15 protein-coding genes, 1 tRNA gene and 1 pseudogene are annotated in these 23,213 nt (G+C 45.3%); 8 read left to right on the forward strand and 9 right to left on the reverse strand.

Features of this window, described 5'->3' with window-relative positions; all coding sequences use genetic code 11:
• From OM95_RS06120 to OM95_RS06135, 4 genes are read left to right on the forward strand one after another with little or no spacing between them, the layout of a single operon-like run.
• Window positions 1-1,269 carry an NAD(P)/FAD-dependent oxidoreductase gene (locus OM95_RS06120; RefSeq protein ID WP_041871414.1) on the forward strand — a complete coding sequence of 423 codons (1,269 nt, stop codon included), beginning with the start codon at window positions 1-3 and terminating at the stop codon, window positions 1,267-1,269.
• A gap of 51 nt (window positions 1,270-1,320) precedes the next feature.
• The gene (locus OM95_RS06125; protein WP_041871417.1) at window positions 1,321-2,430 is read left to right on the forward strand and encodes a 3-oxoacyl-[acyl-carrier-protein] synthase III C-terminal domain-containing protein; all 1,110 of its coding nucleotides are present in this window, start codon (window positions 1,321-1,323) and stop codon (window positions 2,428-2,430) included.
• The gene (locus OM95_RS06130) at window positions 2,427-2,924 is read left to right on the forward strand and encodes a hypothetical protein (RefSeq protein WP_291515673.1); all 498 of its coding nucleotides are present in this window, start codon (window positions 2,427-2,429) and stop codon (window positions 2,922-2,924) included. Before OM95_RS06125 ends, OM95_RS06130 begins: the two co-directional genes overlap by 4 nt.
• Window positions 2,925-2,932: 8 nt before the next feature.
• The gene (locus OM95_RS06135; protein WP_041871421.1) at window positions 2,933-3,502 is read left to right on the forward strand and encodes a DUF488 domain-containing protein; all 570 of its coding nucleotides are present in this window, start codon (window positions 2,933-2,935) and stop codon (window positions 3,500-3,502) included.
• Window positions 3,503-3,880: 378 nt separating this feature from the next.
• Here the strand turns inward: OM95_RS06135 and OM95_RS06140 are convergent, their stop codons facing one another.
• The 4 genes and pseudogenes from OM95_RS06140 to OM95_RS06155 all read right to left on the reverse strand — a co-directional run.
• Window positions 3,881-4,579: a hypothetical protein gene (locus tag OM95_RS06140; protein WP_041871424.1), complete on the reverse strand. Its 699-nt coding sequence runs from the start codon at window positions 4,577-4,579 to the stop codon at window positions 3,881-3,883.
• Between the two features lie 220 nt (window positions 4,580-4,799).
• Window positions 4,800-5,177, reverse strand: a complete 378-nt coding sequence (locus OM95_RS06145) for a tyrosine-type recombinase/integrase (RefSeq protein WP_291515675.1) — start codon at window positions 5,175-5,177, stop codon at window positions 4,800-4,802.
• A gap of 52 nt (window positions 5,178-5,229) precedes the next feature.
• Window positions 5,230-5,511: a transposase gene (locus OM95_RS06150; protein ID WP_291515676.1), complete on the reverse strand. Its 282-nt coding sequence runs from the start codon at window positions 5,509-5,511 to the stop codon at window positions 5,230-5,232.
• A gap of 342 nt (window positions 5,512-5,853) precedes the next feature.
• Window positions 5,854-6,096 (reverse strand): annotated as a pseudogene (locus OM95_RS06155) (transposase); the annotation flags it as partial.
• A gap of 336 nt (window positions 6,097-6,432) precedes the next feature.
• On the opposite strand from OM95_RS06155, the gene OM95_RS17125 reads away from it, so the two are divergent.
• Complete coding sequence (locus OM95_RS17125; RefSeq protein ID WP_291515678.1) at window positions 6,433-7,374, forward strand: macro domain-containing protein; 942 nt, start codon at window positions 6,433-6,435, stop codon at window positions 7,372-7,374.
• Window positions 7,355-8,365 carry a DarT ssDNA thymidine ADP-ribosyltransferase family protein gene (locus OM95_RS06165; protein ID WP_041871427.1) on the forward strand — a complete coding sequence of 337 codons (1,011 nt, stop codon included), beginning with the start codon at window positions 7,355-7,357 and terminating at the stop codon, window positions 8,363-8,365. The genes OM95_RS17125 and OM95_RS06165 overlap by 20 nt, the downstream gene beginning before the upstream one ends.
• Window positions 8,366-8,571: 206 nt before the next feature.
• Here the strand turns inward: OM95_RS06165 and OM95_RS06170 are convergent.
• Window positions 8,572-8,662: transfer RNA gene (locus tag OM95_RS06170), tRNA-Ser, on the reverse strand.
• Between the two features lie 390 nt (window positions 8,663-9,052).
• Between OM95_RS06170 and OM95_RS06175 the strand changes: the two genes are divergently transcribed.
• On the forward strand, window positions 9,053-13,921 hold the full coding sequence (locus OM95_RS06175; RefSeq protein ID WP_041871429.1) for a hypothetical protein: 4,869 nt from the start codon (window positions 9,053-9,055) through the stop codon (window positions 13,919-13,921).
• Between the two features lie 22 nt (window positions 13,922-13,943).
• Here the strand turns inward: OM95_RS06175 and OM95_RS06180 are convergent, their stop codons facing one another.
• The gene (locus tag OM95_RS06180) at window positions 13,944-15,746 is read right to left on the reverse strand and encodes a glycoside hydrolase family 15 protein (RefSeq protein ID WP_041871431.1); all 1,803 of its coding nucleotides are present in this window, start codon (window positions 15,744-15,746) and stop codon (window positions 13,944-13,946) included.
• A gap of 51 nt (window positions 15,747-15,797) precedes the next feature.
• On the opposite strand from OM95_RS06180, the gene OM95_RS06185 reads away from it, so the two are divergent.
• The gene (locus tag OM95_RS06185) at window positions 15,798-18,047 is read left to right on the forward strand and encodes a bifunctional alpha,alpha-trehalose-phosphate synthase (UDP-forming)/trehalose-phosphatase (RefSeq protein WP_041871434.1); all 2,250 of its coding nucleotides are present in this window, start codon (window positions 15,798-15,800) and stop codon (window positions 18,045-18,047) included.
• A 20-nt stretch (window positions 18,048-18,067) separates the two neighbouring features.
• On the opposite strand, the gene OM95_RS17130 is transcribed toward OM95_RS06185, so the two are convergent.
• The 3 genes from OM95_RS17130 to OM95_RS06200 all read right to left on the reverse strand — a co-directional run bounded on the left by OM95_RS17130 (window position 18,068) and on the right by OM95_RS06200 (window position 23,178).
• Window positions 18,068-20,449 (reverse strand): PAS domain-containing protein, encoded by a 2,382-nt coding sequence (locus tag OM95_RS17130; protein WP_291515680.1) that lies wholly within the window; start codon window positions 20,447-20,449, stop codon window positions 18,068-18,070.
• Window positions 20,450-20,591: 142 nt separating this feature from the next.
• Window positions 20,592-21,242 carry an ABC transporter substrate-binding protein gene (locus tag OM95_RS06195; protein ID WP_291515682.1) on the reverse strand — a complete coding sequence of 217 codons (651 nt, stop codon included), beginning with the start codon at window positions 21,240-21,242 and terminating at the stop codon, window positions 20,592-20,594.
• A 211-nt stretch (window positions 21,243-21,453) separates the two neighbouring features.
• A complete protein-coding gene (locus tag OM95_RS06200; RefSeq protein ID WP_041871438.1) occupies window positions 21,454-23,178 on the reverse strand; it encodes a DEAD/DEAH box helicase in 1,725 nt (574 codons plus the stop codon).
• Window positions 23,179-23,213 lie beyond the last annotated feature (35 nt).

Consider the following 23,213-nt stretch of genomic DNA (forward strand, 5'->3'; position numbering starts at 1 on the left):
ATGTCAGCTAAAAAAGTTGTCATCGTCGGTGGTGGATTTGCAGGCTTAAAGGCGGCGCGGGCCTTAGGCAATAAAGACGAAGTCTCAGTGACTTTGATTGACCGTCGTAACTATCATCTTTTTCAACCTCTTCTGTATCAGGTGGCGACAGCAGGTCTTTCTCCGGCTGAAATTTCCGGCCCCATTCGAGGCCTGCTTTCCAAGTATCAAAACATCGCCGTTTTCCTAGATAATGTGAAGGCCGTGGATCTAACAAAGCGTCGCCTGGAAGTGTCTGATCGCAGTGTTGAATATGATTATCTAATTCTGGCTTGTGGCGCCAAACACAGTTATTTCGCACATCCCGAATGGGAAGAAAATGCCCCCGGTTTAAAAACATTGGAACAAGCCACGGAAATTCGGCGACGTCTTTTAATTGCCTTTGAACTTGCCGAAAAAGAAGAAGACCCAGAAAAACAGAAACAACATCTGACTTTCGTGATTGTCGGCGGAGGTCCCACCGGAGTCGAACTTGCCGGTGCCATTGCGGAAATAAGTCGACACACCTTAACAGAAGACTTCAGACGGATCGATCCTTCCCGAACACGGGTGCTCTTGATTGAAGCAGGAAAAAGAATTCTTGCGGCATTTGATGAATCATTGTCGCGGAAAGCAGCGCGGGATCTTGAAGATTTAGGTGTGCAGATCTGGACAAACACGCGAGTCACCGACGTTAAAGCAACGTCCGTTGTTCTTGGTGATGAGGTTGTTAAAGCCTCTACTATTTTGTGGGCCGCCGGTGTGCAGCCTTCGAGTTTGAATAAAACTTTGGGAGTGCCCTTAGATCCTGGCGGCCGGGTTATCATTGAAAAGGATTTAAGCCTGAAAGAACATAAAGAGGTTTTCGTCCTTGGTGATCAAGCTTGTTACATCGCTACTGATGGCAAACCCTTGCCGGGCTTAGCCTCTGTGGCTATGCAACAAGGCGAGCATGCCGCCACTGAAATTCTACAGGAGATTCATGGGAAACCACGAAGTGAATTTCGCTATCGCGACAAAGGACAGATGGCCACAATCGGTCGGCGCAAAGCCATTGCACAAATTCACCGCCTTAAATTCAGCGGATTTTTTGCCTGGCTTCTTTGGTTATTTATCCACGTTTACTATTTAATTGGATTTAAAAACAAAGTGTTCGTTATCTGGCAATGGGCTTATGCGTACTTTACTTTTAAGCGTGGCGCTCGCTTAATTGTCGATAAAGAGTGGCGATCACAATCCAAAAGCTCGTGATTCCTAACACTGGATCTACCGAAGTGACAGGTGTTCCTGAAGCATTTTGGTATGTACTTACAAAACTTTCACTCCATTCAGCCCCCTTATCTTAGAAACCAAAGCGACGGTCTTAAATGGCTGGCCGCTATTTATAAAGCGGCCCAAAAAGATCAGGCCTACTCGGAACAGGAATATGCAAAACTTCTTTCGCGGGTGGCGTGCTCTGAAACACAGATCGCGACACGAAGCTTTTTTATTCCGGATGCGCAGCACACGGACTGGGAAAAAAATAAGATCTATCCAGTCAAAGAAGCTCCTCGCGGCGTCAGCATGCACCACCGACACGAGTTCTATCACAAAACAGTCGTAGAACTTTTTAACAAGCTTTATGCGGAACGAGCTTTTCCTGACGACATTATTCATGTCAGTTGCACGGGTTATGTCTCGCCAAGTGCAGCGCAAATGGTGGCTGTAAAAGCGCCAAAGCCAGTTACGGTGACTCACTCTTATCATATGGGCTGTTATGGAGCCTTTCCGGCTTTGCGAATGGCCTCGGGTTTTTTGGCGAATCAGGAAATTCTAGGCAAGAAGAATGCCGTGGACTTAGTCCATACTGAACTTTGCAGTCTGCATTTAAATCCACAAGATCCTTCGCTCGAACAAATGGTGATTCAAAGTCTTTTTGCCGATGGTGTGATTGCCTATTCGATGACTTCGGAAAAGCCTCTGAAGGGATTCAAAGTTCATTCCCTTTACGAAGAACTCGTCCCGGACACGACCGACGCCATGGAGTGGATGGTTTCAGATTGGGGCATGAAAATGACGCTATCTAAAGACGTTCCGACGATGGTCGGAAAAAAAATCTGTGAGTTCACCTATCGCTGGTTGAATGCGCGTGGTTTGGACCCCGCGGAATTTTCTAAAAGTGCCCTTTTTGCCGTTCACCCCGGTGGTCCCAAAATCATTGATCAAGTCGTAAAACAGATGAATCTGAAGGATCACCAAGTTCAAGCCAGCCGAGCCCTGCTTAAAGAACGAGGCAACATGTCGTCAGCGACATTGCCTCATCTTTGGGAAAAAATCTTAAACGATGACGCTATTCCTTCAGGCACGCCGATAATCAGCTATGCATTCGGGCCGGGCCTCACACTATGTGCCGGATTGATGGAGAAGTTATGAGCGCTTTCCTGATTATCTCCGCCATTCAGGGAGCTGCCATCTTGTTTGATGAATTCTTTTTTCATCGCAAACGAGGGCTGCCTAAATGGGAGGTGATCAGCCACCCCATTGACACCATAAGCGTTATCGCCTGTCTGCTTTTTTTAGTTTTCACGGAAAGAACTCCCACGACCGAAGCGATCTATTATGTGATGGCGACATTGTCTTGTATTTCCGTTACCAAAGATGAATGGGTCCACCGCAAATTCTGCTCGGCAGAAGAGATGTGGCTGCACGCCGTATTGTTTATGATGCATCCGTTAGCCTTGTTCGTAGCGATGTATGAATGGGAAGACAGTCGGCCCGCATTTTTAGCTGTCTCTGGTGGCATCTTTGTATTTCTAGTATATCAAATCGTCTATTGGGGATTTTTAGCTGAAAGAGTGCGTAAAGCTCGTGTCGAGGCGTCTTACCGAAAAGTACAGCAGGAAAATGAAGGCCCTGCACCCACTTAGGATCTTTAATGAAGGTGCAAAAATCCACAAAGACAGCAGACAAACCTTTTTTTACCGTGGGACATTCCACGCGAAGCCTTGCAGAATTTGTGCATCTTTTGCAGGCCGAAGATATTAAGCTGGTCGTCGATGTTCGCACAGTCCCAAGATCTCGCACAAATCCGCAATACAACAAAGACACCCTTCCGGAAGATTTAGCCGCTTTCAAAATCGGCTATCGCCATCTTACCGAACTAGGAGGCTTGCGAAGCAAAAGCAAAGTCGTACCCACCCAGGAAAACGGATTCTGGCAGAATAGCAGTTTTCATAATTACGCGGACTATGCCTTGTCGGAAGATTTCTTGCAGGGTCTGGATAAGCTAATAAAACTAGGAAGAAAAAAACGTTGCGCAATAATGTGCTCTGAAGCCGTATGGTGGCGCTGTCATCGCAGAATTATTTCAGACTATCTTTTGGCCCGAGGCGAAACAGTTTTTCACTTAATGGGAAAAGATCGCATCGAGCCCGCACACCTAACCGCGGGAGCAAAAATAAAATCGGAGCGAAAAATCGTTTATCCCCTGTCGAAGGTGGCTTAAGCTCACGGACAAGTCTAATTTCGATTGGCTGGGGTCCTATCTACGGCCCTTATTGACTATATTAAACGAGGAAAATTCGCTTAACAGCTTAATTTGTTATCAACGACGAATTACTGAACACCATCAAAGAAAGAACCAAAGATGGAGACTAGTACGTATTCGACTTACTCCTCACCGTCACCGACATTCACGGACAAACAATCGCGCAACTAAGTAAGATACTTTATGTGCGTAGAAAGCGGGATAGATAGTGATCGCTAAGATTTTTGAGAGCGTGGAGTTTATAAATTTGGCGGAGAGGGAATCCTTAAAAAAATCATCAACGATATTGAGGTCTTTCCCTGCCATCAACTACCTACTACGACAAGTTGGCATCTACTACCTTACGAGAAGAGGCATAGTCTCGTTCTTCTTTAACAGACTGAAGGCGTGTTGATACCACTGCATAAAAACATTGACTGAGATAAGCAACTTATAAATGGCTCCTTTGGAATGCTTTTGGAAGGCGTCTTCGTCAGTTAAGAACGTAATGGTTCCTTCTTCAATAGAGACCTCAGATTTGTATATCAACCCGAAATGATTCGGATGGGCAAGCTCGGAAATGAAATTGTAAGAGCCTGCGAACATATCTACTGTGCTGCCGGCTTCCCTAAGTATTCTGTCTGCATGTTTTATTGTTGTGAGAACATTTACCGGGTCAAGCACGGGCAACTCTGAATTCCAGTCCGGTTTCAATTTTGAACCCGAAGAAATTCGATTTGTAGCTTCTTCCATTTGATTAAGGTCGATAGCGTTGTCATAAAACTCACAAAGTTTCCCATAAAAATACATTAAACTAGCGGTGGTCTCAAAGTGAGCTCTGACCTCTATGTAAAGGGAAAGGACTCGTTTATGTTCATAGGCTGAGATGCAAGCGATCAGCAGGTCCCTAAATCTATCAAGAATGCGTAGGAGATATATGGTGCCGTTAACCCCCAGAAGGCGCGCAGGTTTCTCGTCAGGTAAGATTAATTTTTTTACTCTTAATTCATCGGCTTCTCGAAGGAGTTTTCGAAGCTCGTTGATTTCATTTTCCATTCTGAACTCCACTATGTGCTGCGAGCAGTTCTGTTTCTTAACTTTAGCAGCCCTTTTTTTCGAATCTTTAGTTTAATAGACCATGCGGTACTGACCAAAAATTGAGACGTGTAATTCGTTAATATTTGATCACGAAGATGGCAGAGAGAGTGCTTTGAAAAGCTTTAAAAGCTCGGGCCTTCTCTGCCATCACTAAAACTATGATGTTTACTCTGATAAGTCAAAACCCTTCATAGCATCTTTGGTGTTCAATCCCGCCTTCCTTATATAAAATCATAGTTTCCATGTCGTTCCGTCCACCCATTGCCATGACTTTAAAGGGTTGAACTCCTTGCGCCAGCAGGAGTGTCGCCCAAGTTGCTCTCAGGTCATGGAAGCGGATTTGGGGTAAACCCACAACTTGAAGGAACATCCTGAGATCTTTTGCCTGTTGCCCTCGATCCCATCTATCATTTCTAGGGAGGACCCAATGCTGATCCTCAGCTTGAGCTTTCAATTCTCTTAGAAGCGCCAAAAGAGAAGGCGCAATGTCAATTAGGCGGTCGGCCCCCGACTTAGTTGATTTAATCCCGTTCTTTGAGCTCCAGGAGCAATTCACCAAGATAGTATTCTTGAAAAAATCAACTTTGTCCTGAGGTTAGCCTGAAATTTTAACCCACTTTCTTCTTGAGTGGTCCTGCGTCGTTAATCTCAAATTCCTCTTCAAAAGCATTTGGAGTTTTCGCCCCAATCGAAGAGCGGGGTCGCTCTTCGTTGTAGTACTTTCTCCACTTCTCGATCTTCTTCTTTGCGTCAGCCAAATCAAGGAATAACTCTTCGTTTAAACACTCATCACGGAATCTTGAATTGAAAGATTCAATGAATGCGTTCTGCACGGGTTTTCCTGGCTGAATATATTCTATCGCAATATTATTTTTATATGCCCAGTTCATAAATTCTCTAGAAGACATTTCTGGTCCATTGTCACAGCGAAGTTTTTTTGGAAACTTCGGCAAAGATTCGAAAAATTTAATCATCGTGCGCGCGTTGATTGAATATTCAGATGACTAGTGACCAATTTTTCCCGTCGTAAAAGAAAATGAATTCGCGGTAAACCGAACCTACGATCTTTAGTTACCGGTTCTTTCATTCGCTTTATCAGCGGCTCATCTTTCGATGGCCGAGTTTATAGGTCATTGTCGATCGATTCAGGTCCAATACAGTCGCCGTACTACGAACGCTCACCGAGTACTTAGATCTTAAGTGCTCGTCCGATTTTTTCCGCGCACTGAGCCCTACCACTTTTTTGAATTGACGTCCTTTGGCATAACGATGTCGAGAGCTTGATCTGCGACCAAACGCTTCAGACGTGCATTTTCGGCCTCAAGCTCCTTGAGCTTTTTTGCTTCGTTAACGGTCATGTTTTGAAACTTCTTTTTCCAAACATAAATGGTAGCGTCGGACACGCCAAACTCTCTGCCGAGTGTTTTTGCAGTTTCACCGTTACGATTGCGATTTAGTATTTTAACGACTTGTTCTTCCGTGAACCCTTTTTTTCATTTTGTGCTCTGTGGTCTAGTTTAGACACACGACCACTCAAGCTATAACTGGTCTAAATTTTTAGGCTAACCTCACTGTCTTTGTAATGACTGTAACGTCGTCATGTGAGCCTCCAGCTCTAGTAAAACTTTATTTAGGAGTCAGTCGAACAGCCAACCATGCGATGCGTCGACATATCCGCTCTATTGAGTTTTATTTGTCATCTGTCCGACTTGTTCCGAAGGGCGTTGTTAGAATTGAATCTAAACGCTTTTAGCTAAGTCTTTTTATTGAATCAAAATGTATGGCCTGTTACTTATCTTTTGGGGGACCTCTTGATTACATATGTCAACGGAGACATTTTTACAACGCCGGCAAAAGTGTTGGTTAATCCTGTAAACACAGAAGGTGTTATGGGGAAAGGTTTAGCCAAGCAATTTAAGTCGTTATTTCCAGAAATGTTTCCTCGTTATCAGGAAGTCTGCGAAAAGAAGCTTTTAATTCCTGGCAAACTTTGGCTTTATAAAACCGACAACAAATGGGTTCTTAATTTTCCAACTAAAACCACTTGGAGACAGCCTTCGAGAGTTGAGTATATCGAAGCTGGCTTAGCTAAATTCCGCGATACATATTCCAAGTATGGAATTAGCAGCATTTCATTTCCAAAACTAGGCTGCGGAAATGGTGAGCTTGATTGGAATACTCAAGTTCAACCTCTGATGAAGAAATATTTGGAAAACATTCCTATTGATGTCTTCATTCATTTACATGATGTCGGTGTCGCATCTCAACCTGAGCATAAAAACTTAGCTGACATGAAACATTGGCTACGAACAGAGCCACAGCTACTGGCATATGAAGAAGTTTTGCGAGACTTAAGAAGTGCAGTCATATTGAACTCAGAGTTTGTTAATCCAATCACTAAAAGAGGTTTCACAATTGAATTTGATGATGACCTTAATGGAATTATTTTTAATAACAAATCGTTGGTAACGAATGAAGAGATGACTGATGTATGGGGCACTTTGCGACGGTTTGGTTATTTGAGTAAGCAGGTCGTGAATTACTCTTTAGAAGGTATATATGGTGAGATTTTAGGATTATTGTCTTCGCTGCCATATTGTGAACTTGTTCGAGTTACTGGAGACTATAAAGAGTTTGTTAGTAGCGACTTTGATAGCATCGGGATTCAACTAGTTCCTGATTCTACAAACTCTCAAGTTAGAAAATCGAACGTGATCGAACCAAAGGTTTTCAATGCCCGCCCAAAAGCCTGATGCCCAAGAAATATGTGACTCTATCGATTGTCTTCGCGAGGAGCTTTGGCTTGGTGATTCTCGAAAGTGGTGGCCCAAATATTTAGTCCATTTCACGGATATAAAAAATGCGATACAGATCATCTCTGAAGGCAAGTTACTTAGTCGTTCCGCTTTAGGTTCTCGTGGAGGAATCCCTTTAGATGTTGCAAATCAAGAAATTATTGGAAGTACACGCTCTGCTGTAACAGAACATGTGCGCTTGTATTTTAAACCTCGTCCTCCAATGCAATATCAGATTGAAGGCTTTCGTCCTAGCCGTACAGATAAGCATTGCCCTGTGCCTGTCGTATTTCTTTTCGACTCCAAAGCTGTTTTATCTTTGGCAAACTCAAAGTTTAGTGCGGGAAATTTAGCCTCGAGTAATGCAACTCTAATGTCATCAGCGGATGATTTTATACAACTGCCATTCAAAGATATTTATCATGATCAGGCTTTTCATCCGAATATGGATTCTGATGATAGGCAAAAGATTATCTTTCACAGACATGCTGAAGTTGTAGTTCCTGATCAGTTGCCATTAGATGGGTTCTTAAGAAATATTTGGTGTAGGTCGAAGGCTGAAAAAGAAACTTTAGTACATCATCTTTCGTATAAGGCATGGAAGAAATATAAAGACAAGATTGGTGCGAATCCAAAATATCCACTTTTTTACGAAAGATGGACTTTTATTAAAGATGTACAGCTATCGAAAGAAAAGATCGTTGTAAAGTTTCATCCAGCAGTGAGTGCCTCTGATAGAGGACCATTTCACTTTCGCTTAAATATCAGTGAGGCTGGTAAGCCAGTTCATAAAAAACGTTATTTTGTTGAAGAGCGCAATTATTCTTGCGTAGAGCCTGTGATTGTTAATGTTGATGACATACCCTACAAAGAATATAAGGTTCAATGCTTAATCGATGGAAAGTTGGCATATGAATCAGCTTACTATGACTTTGATGACATTTTCTAATATCATACTTGGGTAACAAACTTGTTGTAGTTACCCTGCCGTAGTTAGGAAGAGGATAACGACAACCCGAACTACAAATGTGCAGCTGCGAAGAAGATCTCCCTAGATTAATTCGGTATAATCGAAGAAAACACCCTTGGTGCATACTACAGAGATAACCATGATTTTCTTTTGCTGATTAGGTTCGGATTGAACAGAACAGAAAATGGCGGAGAGAGAGAGATTCGAACTCTCGGTAGGCTTGTGACCTACACACGCGTTCCAGGCGTGCGCCTTCAACCACTCGGCCACCTCTCCGGGACAGGAACGTAAAGAAGAGCCAAGATAACATTGCGCATTGCGCTATGCAAGCATTCTCCATAGATCTCCGTGACCGCACTATCAAGATCTTCAAACCGGGTCTGATGCTCGCCCTGATTGAAGACCGAAATATCGGTACTTGCTTCATTCACTCGAACTAGTCACATGCGAAAAAGGCGTCCTCTGAGAACAACAAGACTATGATCCGGCGGCAAGCCACGGTCGTCTTATTAAGGGAAAATAGGCTTCGAATTGATTAAAAAATACATCGCATTTAGGCGTGGATTTTCTCATTACTGCCATAAAATCGCTCATAAACAGTTAAAAAAAGAAGATATTTCTTCAATTACACTCTCTTAATACAAAAAAGTGCCGATAAATTCCTTAATGAATCCGGCACGTAATTATACCAGCACCATCCTGTCTTCATTACTTCCCTTTTTCTTAATGGGTTGCGGGCTTTCCGCCGAACTCACGAAACTTTTGTCATCCGAAAATAAGCCTCTGCTTGCGATCGGCAATAAGACTCCGGCGATTTTTGCAAATGCGGCAAACGTCACGGCAGTCCCCGTTTCTGGCTCTTGTGTTTCTGAAAGCGGTGAAGTGAAGCTTTATGTTGATACGACCTTGGTGAAATCAATTAGCTGCAGTGAAAATCTTTGGTCCGATAGTTTGGATGTCAGCGGTTTTGCAGACGCCGACGCCCATAGCATCTCGGCACAACAAGGTCTTGATAGTGCTCTGATCGCAGACACGGCCACATTAATAATAGATAGAATTCTTCCGCAGGTCGTTGGCCTGAATGACGTTCTTCTTCCTGCAAGCAGCGTCCCGCTGAATTGGGGATGTGCTGACGCTTTGGATTTGTGTCAGTTCCGCTTCTACGTGACGCAAAATCCTGTCTTCGTGTTCACCACGGAACTTTTCAGCTCTACGACGAACACAATTCTTCTAAGTCCGGGCCAAAACTATGTTTATGTACAGGCTATTGATAAGGCGAAAAATCTTTCGACCCCTGTGCGTATCGATACCTATGTTGGCACACCGAAAATTTTTATTGGCGGCCTTCAACAAACCGAGACGGCAACAGGCATTGAAAATCTCAATATTCTGGCGCCCTCAAGCCTTGTCGAGATGGCTCTATTTAATAATGCCACATGTACGGGAGCTCCCACTTGGACTTCGTACGCCGCTATCGTTGACAGCTGGTCGCTAGACTCTGCTTTCAAAGGGGGAACGGCCTACGTCAGTGCGCTCTTCAGAACGGCGGGCGGCGCAACGACTTCTTGTATTTCAGACGACATTTCATGGCCAGACCCCGTTTTACAGACGATGTGTACCGATACAACATCGTCGGTAGCGATCGGACGACTTGTCGATTCTGGAGGAACTGCCGGCAATTATTCGGATGATGAATCCTGCACCTTCAGTTTGAATCTGACAGGCCCCACGCAGTTCACCTTTGACCTCATGAACACGGAAACTAATTACGATTTCCTAAGTATGTACATCGACGGCAATGAGGCCTTTTCAAACTCAGGCAACGATCCCATCGCCCCGATCACGGTTTCCTCAAGCAATGCACATGTTGAATTTACTTTTACCTCAGATTCAAGTGTTAACAGAACCGGTTTTGACATCGTTTGGAAACCTTTATCAGGAAGTGGCCCGGCCCCTTCCACTCTGGTTATCAATAATGGAGAAACCACCGCTTTCACACCAACGGTTGTCGCATCTTTGACCTATGATTCAGCATTCCGCGAGATGTATCTTACAGAAGATCCCGATTGTTTAACCGGAGGAACCTGGGCCGCCATTTCTTCTTCCGCAAATTGGACCTTCTCAGACACAACGAACGGCTCCAAAGACCTCTTTGTGAAATTCCGCGATGTCTTTCATAATGAGTCTTTTTGCGAAGGCGACTCGATTAATCTTGTGGGTCCCGAGATTATCATTGATTGGCCGAATGAAGGTGATGCCATTCAAAATGAACTTGCTTTAGAGGGCTTTTGCACAGGAGCGGGAAAAACAATTGAAATCACGGGATCTATCAGCGGAACCACAACTTGTCTGCCTGACGAAACCTGGATTTTCAATGCCGACACGTCGGCCCTTGCAAATAATTCGACTGTCAATATTACGGTAAGCCTAAAAGATGGCACGACAACCGTTGCTACTGACACGGCCTCTTATGTCGTCAGTCGCAATATTGATATTACGAGTCCTGCAGCGAACGCCTACACTTCAACGAGCCTTGCTCTTTCAGGAAACTGCGACACCCCGGGTGCGACAATTTCTTCGACATCCCCGAGCATCGCCTCCACAACCTGTTCCGAAGGAAGTTGGTCCCTCCTTTTGACGGCATCTGGAGCCGACGGTGACACGGTCACGGCCACGGTCAACCTCATACATAATTCCACCGTGCAGTCGACAGCGACACGAAGCTTTGTTCTTTCTACGGCGACACCGACGGTGGTAATTTCAGGAACACCCACTGGCACCAGCACTTCTAGTTCCGTCACAATGAGCGTCGGTGGAGTTAACGTTAGCAAATACAAATACAAATTCGGCGCCGGGATCGATTGTTCCGTTGCTTCAGGCTATTCGGCGGAAACAAATGTCGCCATCAATGCAACCTTGAATCTTTCCGCCGTGCCCAACGGCCCCATCACCGTCTGCGCCGTCGGCCTTAGCTCGATCAATGGACTGTGGCAGCCATATAACAGTGCCACAACCACAAGTTGGATCAAAGACACTGAAGCCAACGTCAATATCACCAGCACTAATAAATCAGTCAACGAGGGCACCGCGAACCTAGAGCTGCAAGTCACTCTAACAGCAATAAAATCAACACCGACCAAGGTGTATTACACTTATGCTGGTAATAGCGTGTACATGCTTCAACATACTCTGGGAGAAGGCTATATCACTATTCCCGCCAATACACTTTCTGCCTCAATCACGTTTGATATCTTGGAAGATGCGACTGCTGATGGAGATCACGACCTTGCGATTTATCTTACTCATACAGACAATGCCGCTGTGACTTTAGGTTGGGACACTTTGATGAACGTGCTCATCAAAGACAATGACAAATCTTATAAAACCATTGTGAAGTCATCGCACTCAGGTGCCGTAAGCTGTGCCATTTATTCTGACGCCAAAATGCGCTGTTGGGGCGACAACAGTTATGGTCAATTAGGGGTCGGCCATAAAGATAAAGTCTATGTTGCCACCGAGAATTCCGTAGGCGGAACTTATCTTGATGTCTCTGTTTCTGGTCAGTTCGTCTGCGCGGTCACTACTGCATTTAAGATGCAGTGCTGGGGAACCAACACTTACGGACAACTGGGAACCGGCGACAAGGTGAGTGCCTTAAATCCAACGGTCATTGACTCTGGTACAAACTACGTTAGCGTCGCGCTTCTGTCCGATGCCGCCTGCGGTTTGACCAGCGGGGGGACCATCAAGTGCTGGGGAGCCAACACGCGGGGGCAGCTGGGGGTCGGCGACACGACGGAAAGGCTTTCACCCACATCTGTTGAGCCAGCAACTGCTTTTACAGCACTTACAGCGAGTGCAGATAAGGCTTGTGGAATCACTTCGACGGGCGTCGCGAAGTGCTGGGGTGCCAACTGGTACACCACGATTAGCAACACTTCTGACACCTATTTCCACACACCGGTGGATGTAGATAACGGAACCACTTATCTTAGCATTTCTCCAGGAAACGCCACGTGCGGAATCACCACGAGCAATCAACTTAAATGTTGGGGTCTTGGCAATGCGGGACAGGTTGGAAACGGAAGCACAACTTATACTGTTTCTACCAGAACCCTCATTAATCCCGGAACGACTTACAAAAAAGTTGCGGCGTCCTCTTATTTCAATTGCGCGATTACTTCAACAGACGATCTGGAATGTTGGGGTCAAGGACGTGGTCTTTTTACTTCTCTTTTCGATCACACGGTGACCACCCCTACCCTGGTACCCAGCGATTACAAGTTCAGTGAAATTTCTCTTGCGAATACTAATGCCGGAGGGTGCGCACTTTCTATGGGTGGTGAGCTCTTCTGCATGGGCGACTATCAGAACATGCGATTGGCGCCACCGTTTTCTCCCTATTTTCTCGATATTTATCCTCACGGAACTGTTGCCACCTACACCGTCGGCGATAGAAGTATTTGTTTCATCCGCTCGACTGGCGAAGCTTCCTGTCAGGGCTCTTATGCAGGTTCTGAACTATATCGCGAGACACCCATGGTCATCAGCCAGGGCGCCTCCTATGCCGGAGGAAAAGTTGTTTCCACTACAAGCAGTGCTTGCGCCATCAAAGCCAACGGAGAAATGGTTTGTGCGGGCTACAATGTCGGAGGCTCAGTGGGAGATGGAACCACCAATGTCCGCGGCGCTCCTGTGCCGGTGGGTCCTGGCATCGCTTTTGGAAATGTGTATGTGGGAAGCTACTACTGTTCTGCCGGAATCAGCAAAACAAACAAACTCTATGGTTGGTCCTCCAGCTGTGGTCAAGGAAGTATGACTCCAAGGGCTTTGGATACCGCGACAGACTATATTATTGAATCGCTCAGCGGAACCTCTTTTATGTGTGCCATTACGACCTCGAACGATATGAAATGTTGGGGTTCTGACAGCTCCGGTGGCCCGCTAAATGGAGACGTCAATTCACCTATGATTCTCGACTTCGGCACGAAGTATAAATATGTTTTTACTAATTACGGTATGGTTTGTGGAATCACCACAGCCGATAAATTGAAATGCTGGGGTAAAGGTACCAATGGCCGACTAGGCAACGGTGGCATCGCCGATTCTGGACCTGCGGTGGTCGACTCTGCGAAAAATTATCAGAAAGTCGTTATCGGCGAAAGAGCCACATGCGGTCTTACGACAGATGGCACTTTAAAGTGTTGGGGGACGGCGGGAGATTGGTCGACCAGCGTAAACTATTTCACGCCGATAGTCGTCAACTCAGGCACAACGTACGCGGATATTGCCATAAACAGCTTTAGCCTGATGGCAGTCGCGACATCAGGAGCTCTTCACTATTGGGATAAAACACGCTTCGACTTGCCCTTTATTGATTTAAGTCAGGGAAAGACCTTTGTTTCCACGAAGGCCGATCCCGCCGGCTATACAGCCTGCGCTCTTACGACTGACAACCGTCTTTATTGTAATCAACGCTATTTTGACGGCTCTCAGATTTCCAAACCAAGAGCTCTTAGCTTCACTCGTTGGTAGTTACGGTATCCACAAGGCCCTCTTAAAAAAAAGAGGGTCCGGCAAGCATTTTATCAATGGCGAAAGCACAGTTGATCAAACCGACATGACTGTATGTTTGCGGGAAATTTCCCCACTGGCTCTGCGTTTCCACATCGAAGTCCTCGCTCATCAAGCCCACGTGGTTCTGAGTGGCAATAATCTTCTTAAGAATTTCTTCGGCTTCATCAGCGCGTCCTAGTTGAGCTAGCGCTTCCACATACCAAAAACTGCACGCCAAAAATGCTGACTTCTGATGGCCGAAGTCATCCGCATGTTTATAACGCAGCAGAAATCCCGGCGAAAGCATCAGTTCCTTTTCAATAGCTTGCAGATGTTTCGCAGCAAGGTCTTTCGGCTTGTCGTGAAAGTACCCTAGCGTGATTAACTGCAAAGCGCTGGCATCCAATTCGTCAGATCCCAAAGCTTGGGCGTAGGCACCTTTCTTTTGCGAATAACACTTTTCCAAAAGAGCTGCGGCATAGTTCATAGCGTGCTCTGCGCGGGCAGCAAGATCCTCGTCATTCATCAAACGCGCCACTTTTCTAACAGCGGCACTTCCCGCCCAATGAAACATCAATGTGTAAGAGTGTATGGCCTGTTTTCCGCGAAACTCCCAAACACCATTATCCGGTGTCTCCATGGTCTTTTCAATGTAGCGTAGAATACTTTTCATAAGACGCACGGAGGTCTGATCCACTCTTCCGACAAGTCTTTCATCGACGAATAAACGAAACACCGCCAACAAAATTTGTCCGTAAGCATCGTGCTGAATTTGCAAAGCCGCTTCGTTACCAATGCGCACGGGCCTGTTGCCAAGATAACCATCAAGTGCCAACTCGATCTCGGTCATCTCTGCAGAGCCATCTATACAATATACGGGCTGAAGAGAAGAAAGATCATGAGGATTGAGGTTTTCAACGAAGTGCGCGTATTTTTCTATTTCGTCGAACTGACCTAAAGAGTTCAAAGCAGACAAAGTGTAATAGGTGTCGCGCAGCCAACAAAAACGATAATCCCAATTACGTCCTTCATCATGAATCTCGGGAAGACTCGTCGTGCATGAGGCGATGATCCCGCCGGTGTCCTCATACTGATGAAGTTTTAAAACCAGCGCGGACCTAATCACTTCCTTCTGAAAGACCTGCGGTAAATGACAATTCTCTACCCACGTCGTCCAATAATTCTTTGTACGTTTGTAAAAATCTTCAAAAGTCGCCTGCAACGGTCCTTCTAGGGGAATGCCCCAGGAAAGAATGAAATATAAATCTTCTGTAACTGTGAATTCCTTTTCTTCCACGATATAGGTCAACGAAGCATTTGTGGTAAGCCGCACAGACTGTTCAAGGCCCTCATATCGCAGATGATTACTACCCATCATCACTCGGGGTTGAACTTTTCCATAGTCACCAACGGGATTGCATTTCACAGTGACACGCGGACGACCTGATAATTTTTTAATTTTGCGAAAGAGCATCAAGGGTTTATGATAACGCTCGAATAAATTAAATCTAGGGGCGAAGTCGATCACTTCAAAAGCACCATCTGAAGTTTCTATGCGAGTGGACAGAATATTGGTGTTTTTAATATACGACTGTGACGAAGTAAAATTGCTACCCGAAGGTATAAAAGAAAAACGTCCGCCTTTTTCGGAATCTAAAAGCGGACCAAAGATAAAGCTAGAGTCGAATCTAGGCCAGCACAACCAGCTAATATTAGCTTTCGCATCGACCAACGCAGAATAGGCACAGTTGCCTATCAAACCATGATTGTAACGATGAGGTGAATTGAACTTAACGCCTTCCATTTTTCAGACCTTTCATTAAAAACCAAAATCCCTTTCGTTCGGAGGACTTTGATGTCAGAAAAACCAAAAAGAATTTTCATCAGCAACCGGCTGCCCTTCAACATTTCCGCCGATGGCGAACTAAAAAGAGGAAGTGGTGGACTTGTTTCTGCGTTGCTCGGTGTAAGTCTTGACGAACCCTTCGCCTGGTTTGGATTTGATACGGACAAAGAAGAAGCCGAGCGATTGCGCAACAAAGTCCATGAAGTTCATCCTCATCTACAAAGTTATCCTGTTTATATTTCGAAGGAAAGGTACGAAAAGTACTACGACGGCTTTTCTAATGAAATTATCTGGCCGCTTTTCCACTATGAAAGTCAATTGACAAACTTCAATCGCGAAAACTGGAATGCTTACAAAGAAGCAAATGAAATCATGGCCAATGAAATCGCGAAAGTGGCAACTGACAAAGACACAATCTGGATTCATGATTTTCATTTTCTTCTTTTGCCGCTTCTATTGCGCGAACGTTTGCCGCAAGTAAGAATCGGTTTTTTTCTGCACATTCCATTTCCTAGTGCCGAACAGTTTCGCCAGTTGCCAGTGCGTGAAGAGATTTTATCAGCGATGCTCCATTCGGATCTCATTGGTTTTCATGAGCACTCCTACTTAAGACAGTTCACGGTCAGTTTGAAATCCATTTTAGGATTGGACACGTCATTTTTTAAAGCCGATATCAACGGCCACACGGCGCACTTGGGCGTGTATCCAATCAGTATCGAAAGTGATGCTTATAAGGCCAAAGCCTCGTCGGCGGAGGTTCAGCAAAAATGCGACTACTACGCCAGCGTGAGCAACGTGCCTTTCACCATTCTGGGTGTGGACCGTCTTGACTACACGAAGGGGCTAGAACTAAAGCTATTTGGCTTGCAAAGAGCTTTGCAAAAATACCCTGAACTGATCGGCAAGATTTCTTTGATCCAAATCGCAGTTCCTACAAGGGAAAAAGTGCCCGCATATATGGATTTGAAAAAAGACATCGAGCAACTCGTGGGGTCGATCAATGGTCAGTTTGGGACACCTGAATACATTCCCGTTCATTATATTTTTAAATCGATCTCTGAAGTAGAGCTTTTGGCATTGTACCGCAGTTCAAGCGCGGCCTTAATAACTAGCAAGCGCGATGGAATGAATTTAGTCGCCATGGAGTTCGTCATGGCACAAGACCTGGAAACTCCCGGCTCTTTGATTCTCAGCGAGTTCGCTGGTGCCGCCTCCATGTTGAGTGATGCATTGATCGTGAATCCCTGGGATACTGATGCGATTGCCGATGCCATAAAACAGGCTTTCGATATGAGTCTTGATGAACGCTTCGAACGTCTTTCTCATTTACAGGAAATTCTTGCCCGCTATTCTTCAACCAAATGGGCGCTGGCCTTTTTAAAAGATCTTGAAGGTATCACGCAGATTTCCCGTCGTAAGGTCACGGACATTCAGCCCAAACAGGATTTATGGCCGGCGCCTCTGAAAAAGTCTCTACAGACCAAAAAAATGAAAGTAGTGCTGGACTATGATGGCACCGTGGTCGCTTTAGCTAAACGACCTGAACTGGCGACTCTTTTAGAGGAAACCAAACACTTATTGCTGTCTCTGCACGAAAAAATGGAAGTTTTTGTGATTAGCGGAAGATCCAAAGAATTTCTGGAGTCCCAGTTTGATGATATGCCCATAGGGCTTGCGGCAGAACACGGCGCTTTTTACAAATTTCCTGGAGAAAAATGGCAAAGCCGAATCGCTTCAGAGATTCAGGCTTGGTATCCCCAAATCGAAAAAGTCATGAACGACTATACGGACCGCGTTCCTTTGTCATGGGTTGAAAGAAAACGCGCCTCTTTGGTCTGGCATTTTCGACAATCGCCGGCCGACTTCGCGAATTTTCAGGCAAAAAAACTACATGATGAACTGCAAATTGGAATGGCCAATGAGCCCGTCTCAATTGCGATGGGCTCGCACATTGTTGAAGCCAAAGCGACAGAGTGTAACAAAGGACATTTCTTAAGATGGTTGATTCAGTTGGGAAATACGAATTTGGATTCCATCATCTGCATCGGCGATGATCGTACCGACGAAGATATGTTCCGCGCCTTAGGGGAAAAAGGTTTTCCTATCAAGGTCGGCGCTGGTGTCACGGAAGCGCGCTATCGTCTGCGAAATCAAAAAGAAGTCATCGACTTTCTTCACGAGCTTGTTATTGCTAAGGCCAGCATCGCGGCCTTGCGAAACCTCGAACAGACAAAGGCAGAAAAAGATAGTTCCCTTTGAAGTTTCTAAGACCGGGGACTTTAAGTCCTGGGCTGCACATAACGGCTTACCATTTTTACAAGTTCCGCCGAGCTGATCGGTTTAGTCAGATGGTCACTGTAACCGACGCTCAGACACTTTTTGCGGACTTCCGCCATGGCATGGGCCGTGAGTGCGATAATTGGCTTTTGAAAACCTTTCTCGCGTAACTGTTGCGTCGCTGTATAGCCATCCATCTGGGGCATTTGGATATCCATAAGAACGATGTCATAGTTTCCTTCAAATGCTTTTGCCAGTGCCACCACGCCATTATCCACAACATCGGCGACCGCCCCCACCCTACGCAGAAAATGTGTGATTAACCGTTGATTATCAGGTGTATCATCCACGACCAGAACCTTCACACCTTCCAAAACCTTTTCAACAGGCTCATTACGAGTAGCGTTGGCCGCGGCTGGCACGATGGGCACCAAGGACTTAAGCTTTTCCGGTTGGTCCTCAATCGTCACAAGAAAGGTGCTGCCTTTGCCGATATGGCTTTCCTTTACTACAACGTCGCCCCCCAGAACTCGCGCCAGTCGTCGCGACAAAGAAAGCCCTAAACCGGTTCCACCGAACTTTCTTGTGACCGAACTATCCGCCTGAACAAACACCTCGAAAATGCGCTCCTGCTGTTCGGGTTGAATTCCAATTCCCGTATCGATGATCTCGAACGCGGCGACATTCCGATCCTGTCTTTTAATGCCGAAAGTTCGAATAACAACGCTGCCTGAAGGTGTGAACTTAATCGAGTTACTAACCAGATTTAAAAGTATTTGATGCACACGGGTCGGATCGGAATGAATTTCCACTGGTGTTGACGGATCCAACTCGAAGCCTAACTGCAACCCTTTTTCCGCAGCATTAACTCGCAGAAGAGAAAGCACATCCTTCACGACATTTTCGGGCTTAAGGGGCAAAAACTCCAAAGCCATCTGCCCGGCTTCGACTTTTGAAAGATCTAAAATATCGTTTATAATAACCGTCAGCTGCTGACCATTTCTCTGCAAAACTTCTAAATAGCTGACCCGATCTTCAAAGGACAGATCTGGGTCTCGCAAAAGATCCGCAAATCCCATGATCGCACCCAAGGGGGTACGGATTTCATGAGACATATTTGCTAAAAAGGCAGATTTCAAATCATTGGCCCGAATGGCTTCTTCCTTTGCGGCCTCAAGCTCTCGTCTTGCCATCACTCGTTCAGTCACATCAATCGCATGATCGTAGACACCATATGGACGTCCCTGGGCATCCTTAATTTGAAAATAAGTAAAGTCAAAATATCGATCTTCCAAAGGGCCATTGAGGCCTCGGCGAATCTTCGCCAAGAATTCGGTACCAACAAAAGGCTTACCTGTTCGTAAAACATTTCGGATCAATTCCGGAAAGACCTGGTCTGCAAGTTCAGGAAGGGCTTCTAGCATGGGGCGTCCCTGCAGCTGACGATCCGGAAATATTTTTTGATACTCTGGATTTAGTTTTTCAAAGAGCATGTCTTCACCAACCCACAAAGCCATCGCCGCAGGCGAGACATTGAAAATGGCATCTAACTTATGCTGCTCTAGCGCAATCAGTTGCTTTGATTCTTCAAGCTCTTTACGCATTTCTATATGAGAGGTGACTTCGGACGACAGAATCATCACGCCATTTATCGTCCCGTCATCGTCACGCCGAGCGCTGAAGGTCAGATTGAAGTACCGAATACGATCACCCAGGGTCACGGGAATTTCAAAGTGCTGAGAGGTCACGCCCGTGCGGTAGACCTCGTCTAAAAGTTCGTGGATTTCAATGGATTCAGGTTGCGCCTGTCGAACCGTCATACCCGTCGCATTAAAGCCTAGTAGCTTTACGTGGGCTTCATTCACAAATTCAAAAACATGCTGCGGACCTCGCAGAATACCGACCAAATGAGGTGTGTCTTTAAAAAGAGAATGAAAGTTCTTTCTTTCATTCTCGACGATTCCCTTGGCTTTCTCTAAAGCAATCCGTGAAAGAACTTTCTCAGTAACATCTGTGCCTTCGAACAAGATTCCAACGACATTGCCATGATCGGATAGAATGGGCTGGTACGTGAAGTCCAGATACTTATGCACTCGTCCCGAAGACGTATTCAGATACAAAGGAACTTCAAAACCTTTATAAGGCTTTTTTGTTTGCGAGACAGTTTTCAAAATACTCAGAAAGCCCTGCTCTGAAAGTTCGGGCAAAGCCTCTTCAAGCGTGCGCCCCCAAAGATCTCTAGAGCCAATAAGCTCAGAAAATTTAGCGTTACCAAATTTAAAAAGAAAGCGAGGCCCTTCCACTAAGGCCATGAACGATGGCGAATTTTGAAAAACCTGAATTAAAAGAGTTGCGTTCGACTGATCAAAATTAATGCTTTTCATGAATTCCCCAGAAGCCTGTTATGCGTACCTAAAAGGGAACACAAATGTCTGCCAATATTGCACGGTGTCTGTCACGAGATCAAAATAAAAGCCGTCAAAGGGTGTTACAAAGTAGCAACGGATTTTAAAGGCTTGCAGGACTCTAAGGCGTTTTGGGAAGAAGACTGGTCAAATATTCTTCTGTGTACTTAGCAAAATCCGTCTCGTGAAGTTCGATGTATTTAATCAGCTCTCGGAACTCAGGCTTCTTTCGTAAAGCTATTCCATAACTATCAACGACAATGGGCTTGGCATTCAGCTGCAAAATATCTCGATAGGGTTTAAGTTCGGGCTCTATTCCCATTGTGTAGCGAAAAACCAGTTCGTCAGAAAATGCGAAATCCACCCTTTGGGTCGCCACCTTCAAAAAATTGCTTAAAGGTGTACCAACATTTTCAATTCTAATTTTTCCGGCCTCAGCCAACTCCTTGATTCCATCGCGCAGCTCGACACCTTGAATATTTCCAGCCGTGTATTTTCCAAGATCCGCGATTTTATTCCATACTATAGGACGGTCCTTTCGTTCTACGATAAGCCAAGGGCTTTTAAAAAAAAGCTTAGTAAAAATAAACTGGTCCGTGTACTCGACCGTACGTACAGGGGCATATCCATCAAACTTCGGGTCCTTCACCGCATTCATTTTTGCGCGAATCCATGACGGTGCAAAAACCACCTTTACACCATAGCCTTTTTTTTCTAGGACTTTTTTTAGACTGTAAAATACAGCACCACCATCTGGCATTGTTTCACTCATGTGAGGAGGTGACTCGTGAGTGATAAATGTCACGAGTCTTTTCTGTTTTGCGAATGAGGGCACAGAAACCAAAATGAGAACTAGTCGCAGCATTAAACTTAGCATGGTTTAAATAGTATGGAATTCACGACCCGCAAAGCTCAAGCTACTTCGGCTTCATATGGCAAAAAGCCTAGTATGATGTCAGAATATTAATAGGTTGTGGACTCGCCTATTCGAAAATTTTCTCGCGGATCACCCAGTAATGCTTCTGCTTTCGAGCCACTACGAACAAAGGTTTGCGAAACAGCGAACTTTGCTGAAGAACCTCGTCGATGTTTCGCACCGAAATCTTTCTTTCAGGAAGACGGCTGTGCATTCGAATAAAATTGAAATAAAATGCGTGGCAGTCAGCACGACTGTGCAAATAGAAGTACTCTGTCAGAAACTGCGCACTGTGATCGTAGTAGCGGATCTCCAATCGATCTCGACCTTTTTTGTCATGCCCTTTGCTAAAGGTCATGGTTTCAACTTGTAAAACATGGGCATCTTTTAAAGACATCGCCTCTTTCAGCTTTTTATCGTTGTCGACCAAAACATTTTCACAGGATTTGCATTTGCGAGCGGCAATGTCGTTTTCAGCGCCACACTTATCACAACGTTTGAAGCGAAAAAGAAAGCCGCAGGGCGCTCTTTCATGGGTCACAGGATCTTCGAAAGCGCCTTTACACTTTCTGCCAAAGTGTTCTTTCACTTGACCTTCATGATCGCGAAGTCCCCAAAAGTGATTGATGACTCCGCACTCAGGGCAGGGCACCTCAACAATTTCAGAAGCGGCGGACGGTTTATCATCGTCGATCTCGGGAGAAAACAAATCATGCCCCTGCCCGGTGTAATCTAAAATAAGACAGTCTGTTTTGCCCTGGGACAATCGCAATCCACGTCCAACAATTTGCTGATAAAGACTGACGGATTCGGTCGGACGAAGAATCGCAATAACATCCACATGAGGTGCATCAAACCCCGTAGTTAAAACAGAGACATTGACCAAATACTTCAACTTGCGGTTTTTAAAAGCCTCAATGATTTCGTCACGATCCGGACCTGGGGTGTCCCCCACAACAAGGGCCGCCACATAAGGAGGAAGGTTCTTCATGATCTCAATGGCATGAGTCACAGAGCTTGTGAAAATCATAACACCTTGACGGTCTTTGGCCATGTCGATGATGTTCTTTATAATCAAGGGGGTAATGCGCGATTGATCTTTTAAAATTGCTTCCACCTGCGCCGCAACGTAGCTAGTTCCATGAATTTTCAAACTGGAAAAGTCATAGCAGGCCACCGGTGAATCAATCTTCACTGGCATTGTCAGATATTTATGCCTGATCATATACCGGATCGTAAGTTCATAAATGCACTTCTTAAAGAAACGCTCTTCGTCCGTTTGCAATGTTTTCGCGGGCTCACTGTATTCGTAGATCCATCCCAGCCCAAGCCGATAAGGCGTCGCCGTCAATCCCAGAATACAGATGTCCGAATTGGCTTTTTGCAGTTTTGAAATAACTTGAAAATATTGAGTCTCACCCTGCACTGAAACACGATGACACTCATCGATCACTAAAAGAGAAAAATTGTTAAAGAAGTCGTCGGGTGCCCGTGCAATGGACTGAATGCTTCCGAAGATGACTTTTTCCTCAATATCCTTGCGCTGCAAACCCGCAGAATAGATACCGGCTTTGAGTCCGAAAGAAATATACTTCGCATGATTTTGCTCAACGAGCTCTTTCACATGCGCCAGAACCAGCACCCGCCCTTTTGCCAATCTGGCCAGTTCAGCAATCACCAGACTCTTCCCAGCGCCTGTGGGAAGGACCACCACGGCAGGCGTTTTTTCTTTTCTAAAATGTTTCAACGTGGCCTGAACGGCCTCGTGTTGATAAGGGCGTAGTTTATACACAAATCAGCTATACCAAGGCCGCGTAGCAAATGCAA

Origin of the sequence: Bdellovibrio sp. ArHS, from assembly GCF_000786105.1 — a bacterium.
GTDB lineage: Bacteria > Bdellovibrionota > Bdellovibrionia > Bdellovibrionales > Bdellovibrionaceae > Bdellovibrio.

Coding starts and splice junctions, on each gene's coding strand:
- OM95_RS06120 (WP_041871414.1), top strand. CDS start 1: ATGTCAGCTAAAAAAGTTGTCATCGTCGGTGGTGGATTTGCAGGCTTA.
- OM95_RS06125 (WP_041871417.1), top strand. CDS start 1,321: ATGTACTTACAAAACTTTCACTCCATTCAGCCCCCTTATCTTAGAAAC.
- OM95_RS06130 (WP_291515673.1), top strand. CDS start 2,427: ATGAGCGCTTTCCTGATTATCTCCGCCATTCAGGGAGCTGCCATCTTG.
- OM95_RS06135 (WP_041871421.1), top strand. CDS start 2,933: ATGAAGGTGCAAAAATCCACAAAGACAGCAGACAAACCTTTTTTTACC.
- OM95_RS06140 (WP_041871424.1), bottom strand. CDS start 4,579: ATGGAAAATGAAATCAACGAGCTTCGAAAACTCCTTCGAGAAGCCGAT.
- OM95_RS06150 (WP_291515676.1), bottom strand. CDS start 5,511: ATGAACTGGGCATATAAAAATAATATTGCGATAGAATATATTCAGCCA.
- OM95_RS06165 (WP_041871427.1), top strand. CDS start 7,355: ATGCCCGCCCAAAAGCCTGATGCCCAAGAAATATGTGACTCTATCGAT.
- OM95_RS06175 (WP_041871429.1), top strand. CDS start 9,053: ATGAATCCGGCACGTAATTATACCAGCACCATCCTGTCTTCATTACTT.
- OM95_RS06180 (WP_041871431.1), bottom strand. CDS start 15,746: ATGGAAGGCGTTAAGTTCAATTCACCTCATCGTTACAATCATGGTTTG.
- OM95_RS06185 (WP_041871434.1), top strand. CDS start 15,798: ATGTCAGAAAAACCAAAAAGAATTTTCATCAGCAACCGGCTGCCCTTC.
- OM95_RS17130 (WP_291515680.1), bottom strand. CDS start 20,449: ATGAAAAGCATTAATTTTGATCAGTCGAACGCAACTCTTTTAATTCAG.
- OM95_RS06195 (WP_291515682.1), bottom strand. CDS start 21,242: ATGAGTGAAACAATGCCAGATGGTGGTGCTGTATTTTACAGTCTAAAA.